Annotated in this window: 16 protein-coding genes; 13 read left to right on the top strand and 3 right to left on the bottom strand. The window is 58.2% G+C overall.

Translation table 11 applies throughout. The annotated features are described in order from the left end of the window. Positions 1-391 precede the first annotated feature (391 nt). Genes nadB through nadA form a run of 3 tightly spaced genes read left to right on the top strand, consistent with a single transcriptional unit; the run spans position 392 to position 3871 of the window. Positions 392-1930, top strand: coding sequence for an L-aspartate oxidase (gene nadB, locus EG886_RS10485; RefSeq protein WP_124728095.1), 1539 nt, complete (start codon positions 392-394; stop codon positions 1928-1930). Further along, positions 1917-2765 carry a carboxylating nicotinate-nucleotide diphosphorylase gene (nadC, locus tag EG886_RS10480; RefSeq protein WP_124728094.1) on the top strand — a complete coding sequence of 283 codons (849 nt, stop codon included), beginning with the start codon at positions 1917-1919 and terminating at the stop codon, positions 2763-2765. The genes nadB and nadC overlap by 14 nt, the downstream gene beginning before the upstream one ends. Next, the gene (gene nadA, locus EG886_RS10475; protein ID WP_124728759.1) at positions 2762-3871 is read left to right on the top strand and encodes a quinolinate synthase NadA; all 1110 of its coding nucleotides are present in this window, start codon (positions 2762-2764) and stop codon (positions 3869-3871) included. The genes nadC and nadA overlap by 4 nt, the downstream gene beginning before the upstream one ends. Before the next feature lie 37 nt (positions 3872-3908). On the opposite strand, the gene EG886_RS10470 is transcribed toward nadA, so the two are convergent. The 3 genes from EG886_RS10470 to EG886_RS10460 form a co-directional block, all read right to left on the bottom strand. Next, positions 3909-4355 carry a DMT family transporter gene (locus EG886_RS10470; protein WP_124728093.1) on the bottom strand — a complete coding sequence of 149 codons (447 nt, stop codon included), beginning with the start codon at positions 4353-4355 and terminating at the stop codon, positions 3909-3911. A gap of 91 nt (positions 4356-4446) precedes the next feature. Next, positions 4447-5550 (bottom strand): SH3 domain-containing protein, encoded by a 1104-nt coding sequence (locus tag EG886_RS10465; protein WP_124728092.1) that lies wholly within the window; start codon positions 5548-5550, stop codon positions 4447-4449. 296 nt (positions 5551-5846) lie between these two features. Continuing rightward, a complete protein-coding gene (locus EG886_RS10460; RefSeq protein ID WP_124728091.1) occupies positions 5847-7031 on the bottom strand; it encodes an SH3 domain-containing protein in 1185 nt (394 codons plus the stop codon). Between the two features lie 224 nt (positions 7032-7255). Between EG886_RS10460 and EG886_RS10455 the strand changes: the two genes are divergently transcribed. From EG886_RS10455 to EG886_RS10410, 10 genes are all read left to right on the top strand, one after another. After that, a complete protein-coding gene (locus EG886_RS10455; protein ID WP_124728090.1) occupies positions 7256-8395 on the top strand; it encodes an HAD family hydrolase in 1140 nt (379 codons plus the stop codon). 132 nt (positions 8396-8527) lie between these two features. After that, entirely contained in the window at positions 8528-9139 is a 612-nt protein-coding gene (locus EG886_RS10450) for a superoxide dismutase (RefSeq protein ID WP_124728089.1), read from the top strand. A gap of 266 nt (positions 9140-9405) precedes the next feature. Next, positions 9406-10164, top strand: a complete 759-nt coding sequence (locus tag EG886_RS10445) for a cell wall hydrolase (protein ID WP_124728088.1) — start codon at positions 9406-9408, stop codon at positions 10162-10164. A 160-nt stretch (positions 10165-10324) separates the two neighbouring features. Further along, positions 10325-10618 carry a small, acid-soluble spore protein, alpha/beta type gene (locus EG886_RS10440; protein WP_241154312.1) on the top strand — a complete coding sequence of 98 codons (294 nt, stop codon included), beginning with the start codon at positions 10325-10327 and terminating at the stop codon, positions 10616-10618. Positions 10619-10813: 195 nt separating this feature from the next. Next, a complete protein-coding gene (locus EG886_RS10435; RefSeq protein ID WP_164491793.1) occupies positions 10814-11875 on the top strand; it encodes an MGDG synthase family glycosyltransferase in 1062 nt (353 codons plus the stop codon). A gap of 76 nt (positions 11876-11951) precedes the next feature. Continuing rightward, positions 11952-12959, top strand: coding sequence for a fumarylacetoacetate hydrolase family protein (locus tag EG886_RS10430; RefSeq protein ID WP_241154311.1), 1008 nt, complete (start codon positions 11952-11954; stop codon positions 12957-12959). A gap of 53 nt (positions 12960-13012) precedes the next feature. Next, positions 13013-13678 (top strand): SOS response-associated peptidase, encoded by a 666-nt coding sequence (locus EG886_RS10425; protein WP_124728085.1) that lies wholly within the window; start codon positions 13013-13015, stop codon positions 13676-13678. 380 nt (positions 13679-14058) lie between these two features. Further along, the gene (gene rlmD, locus EG886_RS10420) at positions 14059-15465 is read left to right on the top strand and encodes a 23S rRNA (uracil(1939)-C(5))-methyltransferase RlmD (protein ID WP_124728084.1); all 1407 of its coding nucleotides are present in this window, start codon (positions 14059-14061) and stop codon (positions 15463-15465) included. A gap of 88 nt (positions 15466-15553) precedes the next feature. Next, positions 15554-16504 (top strand): nucleoside recognition domain-containing protein, encoded by a 951-nt coding sequence (locus tag EG886_RS10415; protein ID WP_124728083.1) that lies wholly within the window; start codon positions 15554-15556, stop codon positions 16502-16504. Between the two features lie 293 nt (positions 16505-16797). Further along, a complete protein-coding gene (locus tag EG886_RS10410; protein WP_124728082.1) occupies positions 16798-17385 on the top strand; it encodes an IMEF encapsulin system ferritin-like cargo protein in 588 nt (195 codons plus the stop codon). Positions 17386-17397 lie beyond the last annotated feature (12 nt).

Raw genomic sequence — 17397 nt, 5'->3', positions numbered from 1 at the left:
TGCGCCCTCAAGACGGTTGAAGAATCCCTTCCTCCGCCGATCTCTTGCACCGGGTGCGCTTCTTTTCCGGAACCGGGTCCGGAGAAGCAAAAGGGCTCCGGCAAGGCACGACGGAATGCCGGGATTTTCATCCGACGCGGGCAAATCGGTTCGTACGCACTCTTCTCTCCATTATAGCGAATCAAACGTCCGATTTGACGACATGCTGTTCAAATTTCCGTTACATCGCCGGCGCTGATTCGGCTCGGGAGAGAGGCGGGGATCCGGAGCCGGCGGGAGAGGGCGCGGCCATGATCGGCAGGGACCAAAAATTTGAGGTTGACATTCCCGGCTTTCCTGAGAAAATAATACTGAAGCAAAATGTTAAGATTTCGTGAAAGGATCGAATCCGATGAACCGGACAGTGGCCGATTTCATAGTGGTGGGAAGCGGCATTGCCGGATTGACGACGGCACTCTCACTCGGAGAATCCGGTCATGTCATCGTTTTGACCAAAGCGGGCGGCGAGTCCGGGAACTCCTGGAGAGCCCAGGGCGGCATCGCGGCGGCCGTGGGGAAAGATGATTCGCCAAGCCTACATCTTCAGGACACTCTGCGGACGGGTGTCGGTCTGTGCGATCCGGTCTCCGCGGAAGTCATGGTCAACATGGCTCCGTCCACCGTTCGGCTGCTGGCCGAATGGGGTACCCGGTTTGACAGAAACGGTGACGGGTGGGCACTCGCCCGAGAGGGTTCGCATTCCGTATCCCGCATTCTTCACGTCAAAGGGGACGCGACCGGCGCGGGAATCACGGGAGCCCTGCTTGAGCGGGCCAAAAGCCACGGAAATATCGAAATGAAGACGCATACAATGGTTGCGGACCTGATCGTGAAAGACGGCACATGCCGGGGAGTGGTGGCCGTTGATCAGGGCCGTTCCGAACCGGCGGTGTATCTGGCCCGCAAGGGAGTGGTGCTGGCGACCGGCGGCAGCGGGCAGGTTTACCGGTACACGACCAACGACCGGGGCTCCACGGGAGACGGATTTGCCATGGCTTACCGGGCGGGGGTCCAGCTGACCGATATGGAATTCGTTCAGTTTCATCCCACTGCGCTCGCGGTGGACCAAAATCCGATGTTTCTGGTGTCGGAAGCGGTGCGCGGAGAGGGAGCGATCCTGGTGAATGATCACGGCGAGGCATTCATGCATCGCTATCACGAATGGAAGGATCTCGCTCCGCGGGATGTGGTTTCCCGGGCGATCTTCACGGAGATGAGCGAGGGAAGAACCGTTTTCCTGGATGCATCTCCGCTCAAGGACCGTTTTCGGGAGCGCTTTCCGGGCATTTACCGGGAGTGCGTCCGTCACGGCATCACACCCGGCGTCGACCCGATTCCCGTGACTCCGGCGGCCCATTTCATCATGGGCGGCATCCGGACGGATCACCACGGTCGCACGACACTTCCCGGTTTGTTTGCGTGCGGAGAAGTGGCATGCACCGGTGTTCACGGTGCCAATCGCCTCGCGAGCAATTCGCTGCTGGAAGGCGCGGTGTTCGCCCGGCGGGTGGCCGAATGCCTGAATGAAATGCCCGTGCAATCGACCGAAATCGGGGATGTGTTTTGGACCGGTTTGTGCAATGATAAGCAAGATGAAGAACGCATCAAGGACGAAATCCGCGACATCATGTGGGAATACGCGGGGATCGTGCGATCCGGGGAAAGTTTGCGAATCGGAAAGGAAAAGCTCGCCAAGCTTCGTTCCCGGATCCGGGAAGGCATGCCGGAATGTGAAAATATGTTAACAGTTGCACAAATGATCGTCGACTCGGCCTTGTGGCGGGAAGAGAGCCGCGGCGGGCACTATCGCGGGGATTTCCCGCAAAGCATTCCTGAATGGGAAATGCGACATCATGTGATTCAAAGGGGAACAGTCCATGAATCCCATTGAGCTGAAACGTTTCATTCGTGAAGTTTTGAACGAGGATATCGGGGCGGGAGATCTGACCACGGAGGCGCTCGTTCCCGAAGAGCACCGGGTTTCCTGCGTGCTGCTCGTCAAACAGGACGGCGTGGTCGCCGGACTTCCGGTGGTCGAAGCGGTCTTTCGGGAACTGGATCCCGAAATCCGGTTCACGCGGCTGGTGGAGGAAGGGGACGAAGTGACCCGGGGAACGCCGATTGCGCGCATACAGGGACGCACCCGCCCGATCCTCACCGGTGAACGCGTGGCCCTCAACCTGCTTCAGCGAATGTCCGGAATCGCCACGTTGACCCGGCAGGTGGTCAAAAAGCTGGAAGGGTTGGATTGCCGGGTTCTGGACACGCGCAAAACCACTCCGGGCCTCCGGCAGCTGGAAAAATACGCGGTCCGGATCGGGGGCGGAGTGAATCACCGGTTCGGCCTGAGTCACGGCGTGATGATCAAGGACAATCACATCGCGATGGCGGGAAGCCTGAAGAAAGCGGTGGAACTGGCGAGACGGCGCGTGGGGCACATGGTGCAGATTGAAGTGGAAGCGGACACGCTCGAACAGGTGAAGCAAATCCTCGAGCTGGACGTGGACGCGATTCTGCTGGACAACATGCCGCCCGATGTGCTTCGTGAAGCGGTGAAGCTGATCGACGGCAAGGTTTGGACGGAAGCGTCCGGCGGGATCACGCCGGAAAACGTGCGGGAAGTGGCGGAGACGGGAGTGAACGCGGTTTCGCTCGGATTTCTCACCCATTCCGCCCGCGCGCTGGACATCAGTTTGGATTTCGAACAGGAAATGAGGGATGCCTGATGGCATACGAACTGCTGCAATACGTGGACAGTGAATTGCCGGAAGCATACCGGACCATGTCGGGAGAAGAACTGGATCGCCGAATCCTCGAAGCCAAACGGAAGCTTGGCAAGGATCTGGTGATTCTCGGTCATCACTACCAGCGGGACGATGTCATCCGGTTTGCGGATTTCCGGGGAGATTCCCTGAAACTGGCCCGCTTGGGCGCGGAACAGAAAGATGCCAGGTACATCGTCTTTTGCGGTGTCCACTTCATGGCCGAAACGGCGGACACCTTGGCCGGAGAACACCAACAGGTGATCCTGCCCGATCTTCGTGCGGGCTGTTCCATGGCGGACATGGCGGATCTCGAGGAAGTGGAGGAAGCTTGGGAAATTCTGACCGAACGGTTCGGTGACACCATCATCCCGGTGACTTATGTCAACTCCTCTGCCGCGATCAAGGCATTTGTGGGGCGGCACGGAGGCACCACTTGCACGTCTTCCAACGCCCGTGGCGTTCTGGAATGGGCCTTCAGCCAAAAAAAGCGCATTTTGTTCCTGCCGGACCAGCATCTTGGCCGGAACACGGCGTACGACATGGGCATCCCGCTGGAAGAAATGGTCGTGTGGGATCCGAAGTCGGGAAAGTTTGAGGAGATTCGCGGGGATTTGGGCGCGGTGCGGATGATTTTGTGGAAAGGGCACTGTTCGGTGCACCAGAAGTTCACGGAGGAACAGATCAAGAGCTGGCGGGAACGCATTCCGGACATCAACATTCTCGTTCATCCGGAATGCAATTTTGACGTCGTGCAAAATGCCGACTACTCCGGCTCGACGGAATACATCATCAAGACGATCGAAGCGGCACCGGCCGGAAGCAAATGGGCGATCGGCACCGAAGTCAATCTGGTGCAACGTCTGGCCAACGAGCATCCGGACAAAATGATCGTCTTGCTCAGCTCCACCATGTGTCCGTGCCTGACGATGAACCGGATCGACCGTCCGCATCTCCTGTGGGCGCTGGACAGCATTCTGGACGGTACGCCGATCCACGTGATCGAAGTGGACGAAGAGACGAAGCATTGGTCCAAAAAGGCGCTTGATCGCATGCTGGCCATCAAGTGAAAGGGAATTTCCCCCGGAATCCGGGGGGTTTTTTTGTTCAGGATTTCTGCACAAGGATCACGCCGGCGATGATCAGCAGCGCTCCGACGAGCCGGCCCGGGGTGAGGGAATGGACCGGCACCTGCAGCAGACCGAAGTGATCGATGAACAGGGAAGCGATCACCTGACCGGTGAGAACCAGGGCAACCGTGGTGCCGGCCCCCAGCTTGGGAATGAGGATCACCGTGGCAAAAACGTAAAATGCGCCGAGCAATCCTCCCGTCCAGATCCAGGAGGGAGCCTGAAGGGCGGGAGTCAGTCGCACGGGCTGCCGGGTCAGCACGACCGCCAGAACCAGGACCATCGTCCCCGTCAGAAAAGAAATGGCCGATGCGGACAGCGGAGAACCGACGGCATTTCTCAGCTGGGCATTGACGGAGAATTGGAAGGGAAGAACGATCCCGGCAATCAGGGCGAACAGGATCAAAAGCCAGTGTGAAGGCATCGGGGATCACCTCGGTTTCAGGAATCGTCGGATCGGCAAAAACCCCGTTCCGATCAACATCGGAGCGGGGTTTTTGTCAAAAGGAATCATATCACTTCGCCACGCTGTTGTGAATGAATCCGGTTCGTCCTCCGGAAAGTTTCACAATGTGCCATTCGCCGTTGGTTCCCACTTTTTCAATGGTGGTCCCTTTCGCGACGCGCATGATGATGGTCGCCGACTGGGAAGGAGCGGAACGGATGTTGGCCAGATTGACGAACACGGTCACCTTTTTCGTGGCGGGAGGAGCCGCTTTCAACGATTGGGCCACCGTTTTGTGGACATAGGCGGTGTACCCGGTCGCCAGCCGGACCCGGAACCATTCGGAGTTTTCCCCGGTCAGGGTCAGTTTGGTTCCTTTCGAAGCTTTCTGCACGATCGGGGCGCTCAAAGAGGCATCGGAACGAACATTTGCGATCGACGCCGTGATTTCAATCATTCCGGAAGCCTGTTTGAACGAATCGGCCGGAGGCGTGTTCGCGTGGTCGGACGTTTTTTGAACCGTGGACTGATGGATGAATCCGGTTTTTCCGTTGTGATTCACCCTGTACCAGTCCTGGATTTGACCGGTGACCTCCAGCACGTGTCCGGTCTTGAGCTGGGTGATGATGAAGGCACCGAGTGAAGGACCGGTGCGGAGGTTGGCCAGATTCACGGTCACTTTGATCTTGCCGCTCATCGGCTGGACCGCGAAGGAAGGGTCCCCTTCCCACTTGCCGGTGTGACGGCCGTTGTGGATCCAGACGGGGGTTCCTTCCGGAATGGTACCGTACAGTTCGCGCAGGTCTTCCGCTCCCATGCGGATGCATCCGCTGGAAGCGTGGGTTCCGATCGAATTCGGTTGGTTCGTGCCATGAATGCCGTATGTACGACCGTTGTCTCCGTTCACCGTAAGACCCATCCATTTTTCTCCGAGCGGATTGCGCGGATCTCCTCCGGGGATGTCTTTCCAACCGGGCAGGTTGATCTTCACCACCATGGGGAACGTTCCTTCCGGAGTGAGGTCTTCGGTGCGACCGGTGGCAACCCGATATTCTTTCACCAGACTCCCGTCTTTGTACAGGTACAGCCTGTTGGTTTTCTTGTCCACTTCCACCTGGTAATTGGCGGCGGCACCCGCATTGCTGAAGAAAAATCCGAAAGCGGCGACTGCCACGGCAACGACGCTCAATACCGCGATTTTCAGATACTTGTTCGTAACAACCCCCTGGCGCGGACCCGACGGGTCGGGCAGGCGTCAGGGTTTCACCTCTCTTTTATGGGGTTGTCGGTTTTTACTATACAGGAAAATCGGGGGAGCAGGGGGCCTCTTTTATTACTGAAATTTGAATTCTTGAACGAAAAAAAGAGACACCCGAAAGGTGTCTTTCTCGCATGTGATCGCATATGCGCGAGCCGTTCGATCCGTGCCCGGTTCTTTTGCGCAGGCGTCGGATCGGAGGACATCAAAGGTCATTTTTTGCGGGCCACGCTGTGATGCAGATAAGCCGTGGAACCGTTGGAAAGGCGGACCCGGAACCATTCCTTGCTGTCGCCGGTCAAGGTGAACGTGGTGCCTTTGGTCGCGACATACAGCACTTTGGAGCTGAGGCTCGGCTGTTGTCTGACATTGGCGCGGTTCACGGAGATGGCCACCTTTCCGCTGGCCGGGGTGAACGAGGAATTGCCGGAGCCGGCCTTTTGGGCCACGCTGTGATGCAGATAAGCCGTGGAACCGTTGGAAAGGCGGACCCGGAACCATTCCTTGCTGTCACCGGTCAGGGTGAACTTGGTCCCCTTGTTTGCGACATACAGCACTTTGGAGCTGAGGCTCGGCTGTTGTCTGACATTGGCGCGGTTCACGGAGATGACCACTTGTCCGCTGGCCGAAGAGAACGACGGAGATCCGGTGTTCGGCGCGGATCCGGTGTTTGTCGATGCGAGCGGCTTGTGCACAAAGGCTTTGCGTCCGTTGGACAGGAGCACCTGATACCAGTCACCGGAGGTTCCGATGAGCGGAAGGACCGTGCCCTTGCGAAGCTGGGTGATGACGAACGAACCGGTGGAAGGACCCGTACGGGCGTTCACATTGTCAGCCGTGATTTTGACCTGCCCGGAAGCGGGTTTCAGACCCACACGGCTGTCTCCCCGCCATTTGTTGTTGCTGGTGCCGCTGTGAATCCAAACGGCGGTTCCTTCGTGGATCGTGTTGTACAGTTCGATCACATGGTTGTTGTGCATGCGGACGCAACCGCTGGACGCATGCTTTCCGATGGACGAGGGGTCGTTGGTTCCGTGGATTCCGTACGTGCGTCCGTTGTCACCGCGAACGCTCAAACCGTTCCAACGCTCTCCCAGCGGATTGTTCGGATGTCCGCCGGGAATGCCTTTCCAACCCGGTTTGACGATCTTTACCACGATCGGAAAAGTGCCTTCCGGTGTCAGACTGCTCGTACGCCCGGTGGCGACGGGATATACCTTGACCACGCTGCCGTTTTTGTACAGGTACAGTTTGTTGGTTCGTTTGTTGATTTCAATTTTGTAATCGACGAATGCAGCCGCGTCGGCTTCCTTCGCCCCGACCGGACCGAAGGCGGCGGCAAGCAGGAGCAGAGCAGCCGTGAAGACGGTGAACAGCCGGCGGAACTTGGTGTTCATGTCACACTCCCCTTTGGCAATCATGAGAGAAAACACCTTTTTCCGACACTCCGGAAAATGGAAAATTTTTTCTCTCCTTTTATTTTACCGGGGTTCGACAGATTTGGGAAGGAGTCATTGCGGATCATTTGATATTTATACAAACATCCCGTTCCAGGTCCTCTCTTGAACGGGACGGATATCTTTATTAGAATAAAGCGAAAAAGCACAAGGTGGAAGTCGCAATGGTTCGAATGATCCTGTTTGACGTGGACGGGGTTTTTCTCAGTGAAGAGCGTTGTTTCGACGTTTCCGCGCTCAGCACCCGGGAACTTGTGACGGGCGACAAGTTTCTCGGACTTCGGGACGGATTGACCGTCCGGGGTGATTCGGATTCGGACATGACCACCGTACGGAAGGTGGTCTTTCGGGATGATGCGGTGCTTGACTGGTTGAAGAAACGGGGGGTCAACTCCAACTGGGACATGGTGTTTTTGGCGACCGGTGCCCAGCTGTTCCTGTATCTGAAGCGCCTCTTCCGCACCGAACCGCAGGAGGTGAAGCGCTTCCTGACGGGTTTTGCGGATGCCCGAAGCTTGAGGGAAATCCGGGAATGGGCCGGTGAAGAAGGACGTTCCCATCAAGCCGATTACGCCGGATTTTTTTCCGTGTTCCAAGGAGCGGAACATGTGGAGCGCGACGGCCTGCTCGATTGGTTCAATCGGCTGGCCAAGGAATGGTTCGGCGTGGAAACCGACCGATTCGGACCGAGCGGACCGCTTTGGGAGGCCGGACGGTCCCTCTTTCAGGAGTGGTATCTCGGGGATGCTCTGTATCGACAAATGGAGGGCCGGGAGCCGCTGACTCCCGGAAAGGAGGGGTTCCTGCACCGGGAAACTCCGTTGGCGGAACCGCAACGCCTCAGGGATTTGCTGTCCCGGCTGCGTGAGAAGGGCATCGCCGTCGGGATCGGGACGGGGCGAACGGAGCCGGAGACACGCATCCCCCTGGAATCGTTGGGGATCTGGGAATGTTTCGATCCGGAGCATGTGGCCACCGCCACCGACGTCCGGGAAGCGGAACGGTCGTTCCCCGATCGGACGCCGCTCGGCAAACCCGATCCGTTCACGTACGTGAGGGCCTTTCTGGGACGGTCCGTGTCCGTCAGGGAGTGTCTCGATCATCCGTTGCCGCTTGCGGACGGACAAAGCGTGTGGGTGGTGGGGGATTCGGTGGCTGACTATCTGGCCGCCAAAGCGATGGGATGCGGTTTTGTCGCCACGCTCACGGGACTGACGGGGGAACGTGCCCGCGAAACGTTTGAACGGCTGGGGGTGGACCGGATCATCCGCGATGTGACGGAGCTGGAAGAGCTCTTCGCCTGATTCAGACTTTTGAAACCAATTTGTTGACTAAATCGGACCGTTTTTCCATAATAATATTGGGCGCCTTTTTCGGGAACCTTATGTTCTCAAGCGGGGTTGCCCCGATTTTTACATATCAGGAGGGGATCTGACATGGCCAAGTACGAACTGCCTTCGCTTCCTTACGCTTACAACGCGCTCGAGCCGCATATCGATGCTCAGACCATGGAAATCCACCACAGCCGCCATCACGCAACCTATGTCAACAACCTGAATGCGGCACTGGAAGGTCATGATGTGGGTGGCAAAACGGTTGAAGAATTGATCTCCAACCTCGAAGCGCTGCCGGAAGGCATTCGCACCGCTGTGCGCAACAACGGGGGCGGACATGCCAACCACACTCTGTTCTGGCAAATCCTCAGCCCGAACGGCGGCGGGGAGCCGACCGGAGAACTGGCGGCCGCCATCAACGAAGCATTCGGCAGCTTTGAAGCTTTCAAGGAAAAGTTCACCGATGCTGCCCTGAAACGGTTCGGCAGCGGTTGGGCATGGCTGGTGGTCAAGGGCGGCAAGCTGGAAGTGACCAGCACCCCGAACCAGGACAGCCCGCTCATGGAAGGCGTCACCCCCATCCTCGGTCTGGATGTGTGGGAGCATGCCTACTATCTGAAGTATCAAAACAAACGTCCGGATTACGTGAAAGCGTTCTGGAACGTGGTCAACTGGGACGAAGTCAACAAGCGGTACCTGGCCGCACGCGGCTGAGTCGTGAAAGAGACGCAAACCTGACGGGGTTTGCGTCTTTTTTTGTGTTTTTTGAGGGATTTTATGGTTTGGGACCCTTTTGTTTACTATTGAGGGGTGTACGGGGCATGTTTATAATGTCCAAGAGCTTTGCCGTAATAACCTGTCCGGATTCCGGGTTTTTCTCCCGGATACGGAGAAACCTTTCCCTCGGGGTGAAGCATGTGCTCCCGCTGCCCGGTTCGTACCCGGGCTCACCCCGGAGGCAGGTCAATGAGGAGGTTTTCATGAAGGTTATGCGACAAGCCGTGTTTTTGCTGTTGGTATCCGCGTTGACGGTCTGTGTGATCACTCCCGCGACGGAATGGGCGGAAGCCCGGGGTTCCTTGGCGCAGCCGAAAAAGGGAGCGCCGGCGGATCCGGTCGAGGTGTTGAACGCGCAGGCTCAGGGTGGGCGGATCCTCCATGCATTGGACAACCATCCGGGACAAAGATTTCACCATCCATACATTCATGATGTGTTGTTGCAATCCGGCACGGATCATGCGTTTGTCATGGTGAAATCTCCCGCACGGCGGTCGGACATCCGTGCGCGGAACATGAACCGCTCCGCGGCCAAAGCGACGGTCAAAAAAGCGACCGCCGCCAAGACTTCACGCAAGTCCGCCGCTGTGTCGGGAGTGCGCCGGTCGGATTTGGAACTGCTGGCCAGGGCCGTTTACGGGGAAGCTCGAGGGGAGTCCTTCCGGGGACAGGTGGCCGTGGCAGCCGTGGTGCTCAATCGGGTCAAGAACCCCGGTTTTCCGAATTCGATCCGTGGCGTCATTTATCAGGACGGGGCTTTCACCGCGGTGGATGACGGGCAAATCCGACTCAAGCCGAACAAAACGGCGTACGAAGCGGCCCGTCGGGCGTTGGCGGGAGAAGATCCCACGCACGGTGCGGTTTATTATTTCAATCCGGAAATTGCCACTTCCAAGTGGATGTTCAACCGGGCCAAAAACCGCAAAACCGTCCGGATCGGCAGACATGTTTTCCTGAAATGAGTGGCATCCCCCGCCGATCGGGGCTGACGGGACCGTGTCCCCGCCCCGGAGCGGGGGATTCTTTTTTTGCACGGGAAAAAAGAGTAAAATAGTATGACCGGCTCGAAGATACATATTGCATGTGATGCCCGGCAAACTACCTCTGAAGGAGGTGGTTGACGTGGCCGCACGCTCCCGCAGGCGACGGCTTCTCGTACCGGAAGCCCGACGGGAATGGGACAAGTTCAAGGCTGAAGTCATGAGCCGGGAGCTCGGGACCGCGGTCCAACCGGACGAGATCCGGCTGGAAGTGGCCCGCATGCTCAAAATTCCTCTGAAAAAAGAGGACAACGGCCAAATCAGGGCGAAAGATGCAGGAAAAATCGGCGGTGTCATCGGAGGTGCGACGGTCAGGGAACTTGTTCGGATGGCTCAGGAAACGATGGCTCGCCGGCAGGGGTCCGACCCCACGTAAATCCGGCATGAAGCGGACATCCATCCCGGATGAAGGTTTGGTGTGGATTGTCAGTTTCTTGCAAAAGGCTTTCCGCGGTCAGGGTATAATGAGGGTAGCATTCAGGACCCGACAAGGAAGGAGGGGGTTACGATCGAACGGATCCTGCTGTTGACCATGGGCTTCGGGACCGGTCACAATTCGGCGGCCAGGGTATTGGAGAAAGCTTTTCGAGCCCGTTCCGCCGAGGTGGCGGAGACGATTGATCTCCTGGAGCTGGTTCCCGGGACGTTCCACCCCTTGCTTCAATCGGGCTACACAGGGATGTTGAACAAATTTCCGGCTTTTTATCACTGCCTGTATGACTGGACTCATCAGCATCGACTGATTCGCCATGCATCGTGTGAAGTGATCGAAAAAATGGGATGGACGATCCGCAAAAAGTTGCGGCAAGTGTTCCGGGACATCCGCCCCACGCGGATCGTTTCCACCCATCCGTTTTCCCTGTTGATGTGTCCGACGGATCAGGAACCGGTGAAGACGGTCGGAGTGCTGACCGACTATGAATTGCATCCCATCTGGTTGGTACGTGCACCGCAAGTGTTGTGCGTCCCCCGCGCGCTTCCCGAAAGGGATCGGTTGGAAAAGGTCCGTTGGAAAACGGGCTGCCGGCTGGTGGAGACGGGAATTCCCGTCGATCCTTCTTTTTATCGGGAGGTTTCCCGGGATGAGGCGAAGCGCCGACTGGGGCTGATCCCGGACCTTCCCGTCGTGCTGGTGATGGGGGGAGGAACCGGCATGGGACCGATGGAGCAACTGGTGCAGGAGCTCAGCCGGCCGGAAGGATATCAGGTGGCGGTTCTGACCGGAAAAAACGAAGCTCTTCTCCGGAAGCTCAGGAACAAAATTTCCGATCCGTTGATCCGGTTGGAAGGATACAGGGAAGACATTCCATTGTGGATGTCGGCGGCCGACCTGTTGGTCACGAAACCGGGAGGGCTCACCATCAGCGAAGCGATCGCCAAGCGGCTTCCGATGTTGCTCTTCGAGGCGTTTCCCGGTCAGGAAGAGGCCAACCAGCACTATCTGTTGCATCACCGGGTGGCGATGATCACCCGTCCGTCCACGGTTCGGATCCAGGTGAACAAATTTTTCTCTCCCCGCTACAAGCGGAAGGAAATGAGAGAGCGGTTTTCCGCGCTCCAGGCGGAGAATGCCGCCGACTGGATTGTCAGGGAAACGCTGTCGGCCGGCGCTCCCGTTTTGCAGACCTTGTGAAAAAGCGGGGTCTGCTTTTTTTGTCTTGCCACTGTCCGGTCTCGCCGAATATTCTTGAAACAGGGAGGGGATCGGAGTGAAACTTGCAACCTATACCGTCAAATCGGATGAACTCAACATTCAGACGCAGGGGCCGGCGGGTGCACGTCTCGGATGGATTTCCGGCGACTGGGTGGTGGACGCCGGTTTGGCGGCCAAATGGCTGGTCGTTCATGGACGGATGGAATTTCCGCATGAGCCGGCGACCGACATGATGACCCTGCTCGAGCGGGGAGAGGGAGAATGGCGCATGATTTCCCGGGCGAGGAAGGAGTTGGAAAACCAATCTCCCGACCGGTTGACGGTGGAAGGGGAACCGGTGGCCATTTCCCTGAAGGAAGCGAAGCTGTTGTCTCCGCTTCCGCTGCCGTCCAGCATCCGGGATTTTTACGCGTTTGAGCAGCATGTCAAAACGTCCCGGATGAGACGGGGTCTGCAGATGATTCCCGAGTGGTACGAGATCCCGGTTTTTTATTATTCCAATCACCGTTCGGTCTTCGGACCGGATGATCCGGTGAAGAAGCCCTCATACACGGACAGGCTTGATTTTGAACTTGAAATCGCGTGCGTCATCGGCAAGCGGGGGCGGGACATTCCGCGTGAACGCGCCCTGGAGCACATCGCGGGATTCACCGTGATGAACGACTGGAGCGCCCGTGATGAGCAGCGCAAGGAAATGGCGGTCGGTTTGGGGCCCGCAAAAGGAAAAGATTTCGCCACGTCTCTCGGACCGTGGCTCGTGACGCTCGATGAACTGGAAGACCGGAGGGTGGGGGAACATTGGGATCTGACCATGACGGCTCGCATCAACGGAACGGAAGTGTCTCGAGGCAACATGAAGGATCTTTACTGGAGTTTCGCCCAGATGATCGAACGGGCATCAAGGGACTGTGAATTGTTGCCCGGCGACGTGATCGGTTCGGGAACGGTGGGCACCGGTTGCATTCTGGAACTGGGGCAGGAGGTTCACCGCTGGCTGGAGCCCGGGGATGTCGTTGAACTGGAGATCGAACGCATCGGAGTGCTTCGCAACCGGATTGTTTGAGCGAGGAAATCGGGACGCCCGGTCGCGTTCGGGTGTCCGGGGGAGGAATCGCCATGTGCGGCCGATTTGTGCTGGATGCGGACAAACGGGAATTGATGGAGCGCTTTCTGTTGGAGGCATTGCCGGAGGAGGTTCCTCCCCGGTACAACATCGCGCCCACCCAGCCCGTGCTGACGGTCATGAGGGATGAGGGAACGATGAAAGCCGACTGGTTTCGCTGGGGGTTGGTCCCCGCATGGTCCGACTCGCCTCATCCCCGTTTCCGGATGATCAATGCGCGGGCGGAAACACTGGCGGAAAAACCGTCGTGGCGGCGGTTGCTGAAACGGCGCCGCTGTCTGATTCCCGCCACGGGTTACTACGAATGGAAGGCGGTATCAGGCAAAAAGCAGCCGTACCTGATCCGGCTCCCCGGAGGAAAACTGTTTTCGTTTGCCGGCTTGTGGGATGAGTGGGAGCGGGACGGTCAGGTGATCCGTTCCTGCACGATCATCACCACCGAAGCGAACGAACGGGCGCGGGATGTTCATGATCGCATGCCCGTCATTCTGACGCCGCAAACGGAAACGATGTGGCTGGACATGCAGGACACCGATCCCGGTGTTTACCGGGAGCTGCTCATGTCGGTTCCCGATCCGGACCTGGAAATGTACCCGGTGTCGACCCGGGTCAATTCCCCGAAGGCGGAGGGAGAACATCTGATTCACCCGGTTGAGTGAAGGAGGGTCCCGCTTTCCGATACGGAAGGGAAAAGCGGGACCGTTTTGCGGTTATTCCAAGATGGCCAACCGAAGGCCACTTCCCGACATCAAATCCCGCGGATGTGCACATCCTGTTCGGCAAATGCCCGGCCGCCCAATCGTTCACGGAATCGGGGGGCCGGGTTTTCCTTAAGTCCCCGGGGGTTCGTTCCATCACTTTCCCCGGTGACTGTCAACGGGTAGAATAAATCCGGGAGTTTCCGAAAGCGATGAACCGGGAAGGATCACATCCGCTTGAGCCGGCATGCCCGTCTGAGGGACGGGAGGACGGTCCCCCTCTCCGGATCATGAGCGGAAGCTTTCCCGAAAACAGCCTGAACCGGAAAGGGTTTTTGGATATGTCTGGATATCGGATGCGACTGAAAAAAGGAGAAGTGATCGAACTCCCCGTTCGCCGGATCGGCATCAACGGGGAGGGCGTGGGATATTTCCGCAAACAGGTGGTGTTCGTGGAAGGAGCCGTGCCGGGCGAAACGGTGACGGCCCGGGTGACGGAGGTGGACAAGCGTCATGCCCGTGCCCGGATCATCCGGGTGAACAAGAAGTCCGCCTACCGGACGAAACCGGAATGTCCCGTCTATCGCGAATGCGGGGCGTGTCAACTGATGCACATCGACCGGCGCATGCAAAAGCGGTTGAAACGGGAGCTGGTGCAAGAGGCGTTCGCGCGCTACACCCCGTTCGACGAGGTTTCCGTCGATCCGGTGGTCGTCATGGACGAACCCCGCGGTTACCGCAACAAGGCGCAACTGCCGGTGCGGAAGGTGGGCGGCAGGGTGGTGACCGGACTCTATGCGGCCGGATCCCGCCGGTTGGTGGAAACAAGCGGTTGTCTCGTGCAACATCCGGTCCTGGACCGCGTTCTTTCCGGAGTGGCAGGGATCCTTGGAGAACTGAATATTCCCGTGTATGACGAAAGAACCCATCGCGGATCGGTGAGGCACCTGGCGGCGAGGGTCTCTTTTGCGTTCGGGGATGTTCAGCTGATGATCGTCTCCCGCACCGAAACATTGCCGAAAGAAGACGAACTGGTACGCTTGGTGCATCGTCGGCTGCCGGAAGTGAAAAGCATCGTGCTCAATCACAATCCGGACAGAACCCCGCTGGTGCTCGGCGAAAAGAGCCGGGTTCTTTTCGGGCCGAAAAAACTCAGGGAGCGCTTGGGAGATCTGGAGTTCCGCCTGTCTGCCCGTTCGTTCTTTCAGCTCAATCCCGTCCAGACGGTCCGTCTGTACGAGGAGGTACGCAAAGCCGCCCGTCTCACCGGAACGGAGACGGTGGTGGACGCCTACTGCGGAGCGGGCACGATCGGCTTGTGGCTGGCCCGGGACGCGGCCCGGGTGATCGGCATGGACACCGTTCCCGATGCGATCGAAGACGCACGGGAAAATGCGGACATCAACGGCATCCGTCATGCCGAATTTCACGTCGGCCGGGCGGAGGAGCTTCTTCCGGAGTGGCTGAAGGACGGATTGAGGCCGGATGTGGTGGTCACCGATCCTCCGCGCACGGGACTCGGAGAAGCGTTGATCCGCGCGCTGATCGAAGTGAAGCCGCCCCGCCTGGTGTACGTCTCCTGCAATCCGTCCACGCTGGCCAAGGACGTGGCCAAGCTTGCCGCGGGTGGGTATGTTCCGGAGAAAGTGGTGCCGGTGGACATGTTTCCGGAGACGGCCCATGTGGAAGCGGTGTGCGTGTTGACGGTGTCCGGCGGAGGACCGGGTGGGGAAAGGGCCGGGCAGTGACCCTTCGCCGGTCGTCTGCCGGAAGAGGTCCGTCGGATGGACGGGGAAGCGGATGGAACGTTGAAAGAAACGGAGAGAGGAGAGAACCATGTCGCGGATCAACTGGAGAAAAGGCTTCGAGTCGGGATGGAAGACGGCCCTCGAGCTCGTCAAGGTGGTCTTTCCCGTGGCGCTTGCCGTCCATCTTGCCAAACAGACGCCGCTGCTCGATCTGCTGGCGGACCTGTTGTCACCCGTGATGGGGTGGTTCGGTCTCGGGGGAGAAGCGGCCATTCCGTTGGTGCTCGGAAACGTGCTCAATCTGTATGCGGCCCTGGGAGCGATTCAGGCGCTCGATCTGACCGTGAAACAAGTGTTTGTGTTGGCGGTGATGCTCAGCTTCTCGCACAATTTGTTCATTGAAACGGCGTTGTGCCGTCGCGTGGGCGTCTCCGCCCTGCTGATCGCCTCGGTGCGCGTCGGTTTGGCTCTCGTTTCGGCGCTGCTCATTCACTGGCTGGTCCCGTTCGGAGATCGTCCGGCCGGATTCCGGTTGGTTTCCGGGGAGCCGGCGGGAGAGAACACGTGGATGGAAGTGGCGGGATCGGCGATCCTGGCCTCGTTGGAAGGAGTCATTCAGTTGGTCGTCATCGTCATTCCTCTCATGCTGATGATCCAGGTACTCAAAGATCTGGGAGTGATGGAGAGGACGGCCCGCCTCTTGGCTCCCGCGATGAAACTGCTGGGCATTGCGCCGACGGGAGCCGTCACGCTGGCCAGCGGACTGTTTGCCGGATTGTTTTTCGGGGCGGGACTCATCATCCAGGAAGCGCGCGAGCAAAACCTGTCCCGCCGTGACATTGCGCTGATCATGGTGTTTTTGGCCGCCTGTCATGCCGTCGTGGAGGATACGCTGGTCTTTGTCCCGCTCGGAATTCCCGTGCTTCCCCTTCTGCTGATCCGGCTGGCGGCCGCGATTCTGATCACCCTGGTCATCGCCAGACTGTGGAAAGTCCCGGCCGTGCAATCGTACGCGACCGCAGGGGACGGCAAACCGTAACGGTTCCGGCTTTCCGCGGATCTTTGAATCCATCCGATCAACCGGAACCCCGGGAAATTCCCGGGGTTTCCACTGTGGCGAATCATCGGGTGACCAGATCTTCATCGCTGAATCCGCTGACTTCGAAAGCCTTCGTCATCATATCTTGCCAGGAAAGTGACCTTTTGAAAACGTCATTCCGCACGTGTTGCCGGTTCGCCCCCCGTTCCTTCGTGGACGGGGTTTTTCTGTTTAAATCGCATGGTTTCGGGTGATATTGGGGAGGAAGAGGCTGTGAAAGCGAGGGGAGGTTCATGACGGAACGTTTCGCGGAATTGGCCGGCATTCTGAACCGGACCCGGGAGGCGGTCACCGAATTCATGAACATGCTGGATCCGGTGATTCGTGAGGCAACCGACGATTATGAGCGTTTGTACTATCACCACATCTATGAAGAGGAAGAACACCGGCTCGATCGCTTGCGGGATTTGCTGCCCAAGGTCGAAGCCATGGCGGAGCGCTCCGGAGACCGGGATCCGGATGATCCGGAATGGGTGTACCTGCTGCAGGATCTTGGCTTGGAGAAGTTCGGATTGCACAATTTTCTCGAACATATCGATCTGGCCCTGCATCATTTTCAGGACGAAGAACGGACCGGGGAATTGCGGCGCATGAGAGAGATGACCCATGACGATTACGGAGCCATCAAGGACATTCTGGAAGAACTCAATGAGCGTTACGGTGAGGCGGTTTCCGGGAGAGGTTCGGTTCCGACGGACGAAAAAGAGGACGTGGCGGATGATCTGAAGGTTCCGCTGCATTCCGACCCGGCAGCCCCGGATCCGAAGCCGGATCCCGCTTCGCTCCGGAAACGCTGGACCGTGGGAAGTCTGAAACACTGAGGGAGGCTGAAC

The sequence above is a fragment of the Staphylospora marina genome (assembly GCF_003856495.1).
In the GTDB taxonomy this organism is placed as follows: domain Bacteria; phylum Bacillota; class Bacilli; order Thermoactinomycetales; family Thermoactinomycetaceae; genus Staphylospora; species Staphylospora marina.
This window is presented reverse-complemented; position numbering and strand designations above follow the sequence as displayed.

What these genes read in the sequence shown, in the direction of transcription:
- nadB (WP_124728095.1), top strand. Translation starts at nt 392, where the DNA reads ATGAACCGGACAGTGGCCGATTTCATAGTGGTGGGAAGCGGCATTGCC.
- nadC (WP_124728094.1), top strand. Translation starts at nt 1,917, where the DNA reads ATGAATCCCATTGAGCTGAAACGTTTCATTCGTGAAGTTTTGAACGAG.
- EG886_RS10470 (WP_124728093.1), bottom strand. Translation starts at nt 4,355, where the DNA reads ATGCCTTCACACTGGCTTTTGATCCTGTTCGCCCTGATTGCCGGGATC.
- EG886_RS10460 (WP_124728091.1), bottom strand. Translation starts at nt 7,031, where the DNA reads ATGAACACCAAGTTCCGCCGGCTGTTCACCGTCTTCACGGCTGCTCTG.
- EG886_RS10455 (WP_124728090.1), top strand. Translation starts at nt 7,256, where the DNA reads ATGGTTCGAATGATCCTGTTTGACGTGGACGGGGTTTTTCTCAGTGAA.
- EG886_RS10450 (WP_124728089.1), top strand. Translation starts at nt 8,528, where the DNA reads ATGGCCAAGTACGAACTGCCTTCGCTTCCTTACGCTTACAACGCGCTC.
- EG886_RS10445 (WP_124728088.1), top strand. Translation starts at nt 9,406, where the DNA reads ATGAAGGTTATGCGACAAGCCGTGTTTTTGCTGTTGGTATCCGCGTTG.
- EG886_RS10425 (WP_124728085.1), top strand. Translation starts at nt 13,013, where the DNA reads ATGTGCGGCCGATTTGTGCTGGATGCGGACAAACGGGAATTGATGGAG.
- rlmD (WP_124728084.1), top strand. Translation starts at nt 14,059, where the DNA reads ATGTCTGGATATCGGATGCGACTGAAAAAAGGAGAAGTGATCGAACTC.
- EG886_RS10415 (WP_124728083.1), top strand. Translation starts at nt 15,554, where the DNA reads ATGTCGCGGATCAACTGGAGAAAAGGCTTCGAGTCGGGATGGAAGACG.
- EG886_RS10410 (WP_124728082.1), top strand. Translation starts at nt 16,798, where the DNA reads ATGACGGAACGTTTCGCGGAATTGGCCGGCATTCTGAACCGGACCCGG.